We start from the raw sequence: 2211 nt of genomic DNA, 5'->3' as shown, positions 1-2211 counted from the left end.
CCGCTGTTATTCACCGGAGTGCTCGAGAGGGTTGGCGGGAGTAGCGTAAGGCACTGTTCTGAAGTAGGAATTGGCTGTCTACACCTTCTCCTGTTCAGGACAGAAAATGCCACAAGCCACACCCGCCGAGGGCGAGCTTAGCGCGCCCCGATTTTCGTTTCCAGCCATCGGACGCAAGAAAGTGAGCGCGGCGTTCGACGGTGGGCGGCTCACCTCGGACGGCGGAGTTCTGCTGCTGGGTCAGGCAGAGCGGGCAATGGGAATTTGCCGGCGGCTTGCCGGCTGTATTTCAGATCCGCGCGATCCCTCTCGGGTGATCCATGCACTAGACGACATCTTGCGGGCACGCGTCCTGGCGATCTGCTGCGGTTACGAAGATGCCGACGACCTTGATACCCTGCGCGATGATCCCGGCTTCCGCCTGGCGCTGGGCAAACTGCCGGGGGCGGGCGCGGGTCTTGCCAGCCAACCGACCATGAGCCGGTGGGAGAACGCGCCGACTACGCGCGAGCTGGGGCGCATGATGCGAGCCATGATCGGTATCTACTGCGCCAGCTATCCCAAGCCGCCCAAGGCGGTGACGCTGGATATCGATGACACCTGCGATGTCGTTCACGGCTACCAGCAGCTTTCGTTCTGGAATGGCCATCACGGCGAGCGCTGCTTCCTGCCGATCCACGTCTACGATACGGCCACGGGCCGGCCGGTCGCCATGCTGTTGCGCACTGGCAAGACGCCTTCGGGCGCGGAGGCGGCCGGACACCTCCGGCGTCTCGTGCGGCATATCCGCCGGCACTGGCCCGACACCCACATCACAATCCGCGGTGATGGGCACTATGGCAGGCCGGAAGTCCTGGCCTTCTGCGAGGCGCACGGCATCGACTATGTCTTCGGACTTCCCACCAATGCAGCGCTGCGCGCCGATCCGGTCATCGTAGCGGCCGCCGATGCCTGCGCGGTCAAGCGCGCCGAGGACAATCGAGTGGTGCTGCGTAATTATGCCGAGACCCGCTACGGGGCGAAGAGCTGGAAATGCCAGCGCCGCGTCGCCGCCCGGATCGAGGCGAGCACTCTGGGCATGGACATCCGCTATGTCGTCACCTCGCTGACAGGTGGCTCGGCCGAGTACATCTACGATACGCTCTACTGCGCTCGCGGCCAGGCCGAGAACCTCATCAAGATGCACAAGTCTCAGCTTTCCAGCGATCGCACCTCCTGTCGGTCGGCCAATGCCAACCAGATGCGGCTGATCCTGCATACCGCAGCCTACTGGCTGATGTGGCGTCTCCGACAGGCCATCCCCAAAGCCACCACGCTTGCCACCGCCGAGTTCGCGACCCTGCGCCTGCGGCTTCTCAAGGTCGCGGCCCGCGTCATCGAAACAGCATCTCGGATCCGCGTGGCCTTCGCCTCGGCGTGCCCGGATGCCGAAGCCTTCCAGGCCATCGCCTCCGCCCTCAAGCCTGCCCCGACATAGCCGGCGCGGCTGCGCCGCAGAACGTCCGCCCCGTCGCCCTCAACCTCGCAAACCATCATTCTTCAGCGGCGAAACAGACGCTACGATGGCGCTCGACCCGCTCACGCTGCCAGCACCGGCAGTGCCCGAAATTGACCAGAAGCCGCACCACCGTGAATACGATGGGTTAACGGTCTCATTCAGATCGCGCTCGCAGGTCAGATACCACAGCTTCATCTGCAGCGGGTTCTTGTCCTTGAGGATTTCCTCGAAGGCCAAGTACCCTTCGCCGTAGCGAACGCCCTTGCGGACGTCGTTCCACAGATCGAAATAGGCATCGGCCATTTCGCGGGTCGCGAAGTACCCGGCATCCAGGCTCTCACCCATAAGGGCTCCCGCCAGCAACCGGCGAAAAGGTCGAAGTTCGGCATCGTTCATCGCGTCCATCAGGGGCAGATCGTAGTTGTACCCCTCCAATACGTCCTTCATTTTCATAGGTTGTCCTCCTTCGTTGAGACCTATGACGCGTTTAGAACATTAAGCGAACGTGCTAGTCAAGGCTCGCTGCCGTCATTCAAATGACGGCGGTTTTCATTATCGAGAACTTCCGTCTCAACCAAAATTAACCTTTCGTTAGGATTTGAAATTCAAAACTCTTCTCGCGAGCGAGATGGTCGGCCGTGAACAATGCGATGTTTGTTTCGGCGACGGGTAGATTGCGTCCGATGTGCCGTGAGGGGTTTATCGAACTGGTA

The 2211-nt window shown here is 61.5% G+C and carries 2 protein-coding genes; one reads left to right on the top strand and one right to left on the bottom strand.

Annotation, left to right across the window (positions count from 1 at the left end; genetic code table 11):
* Window positions 1-106 precede the first annotated feature (106 nt).
* Entirely contained in the window at window positions 107-1477 is a 1371-nt protein-coding gene (locus LH128_RS28775) for an IS1380 family transposase (protein WP_037521893.1), read from the top strand.
* Between the two features lie 39 nt (window positions 1478-1516).
* Here LH128_RS28775 and LH128_RS28770 read toward each other — a convergent pair whose 3' ends face one another.
* On the bottom strand, window positions 1517-1951 hold the full coding sequence (locus LH128_RS28770) for a hypothetical protein (protein WP_008833226.1): 435 nt from the start codon (window positions 1949-1951) through the stop codon (window positions 1517-1519).
* Window positions 1952-2211: the final 260 nt, after the last annotated feature.

Origin of the sequence: Sphingomonas sp. LH128 (assembly GCF_000293195.2) — a bacterium.
In the GTDB taxonomy this organism is placed as follows: domain Bacteria; phylum Pseudomonadota; class Alphaproteobacteria; order Sphingomonadales; family Sphingomonadaceae; genus Novosphingobium; species Novosphingobium resinovorum_A.
This window is presented reverse-complemented; position numbering and strand designations above follow the sequence as displayed.

Coding starts and splice junctions, on each gene's coding strand:
- LH128_RS28775 (WP_037521893.1), top strand. CDS start 107: ATGCCACAAGCCACACCCGCCGAGGGCGAGCTTAGCGCGCCCCGATTT.
- LH128_RS28770 (WP_008833226.1), bottom strand. CDS start 1,951: ATGAAAATGAAGGACGTATTGGAGGGGTACAACTACGATCTGCCCCTG.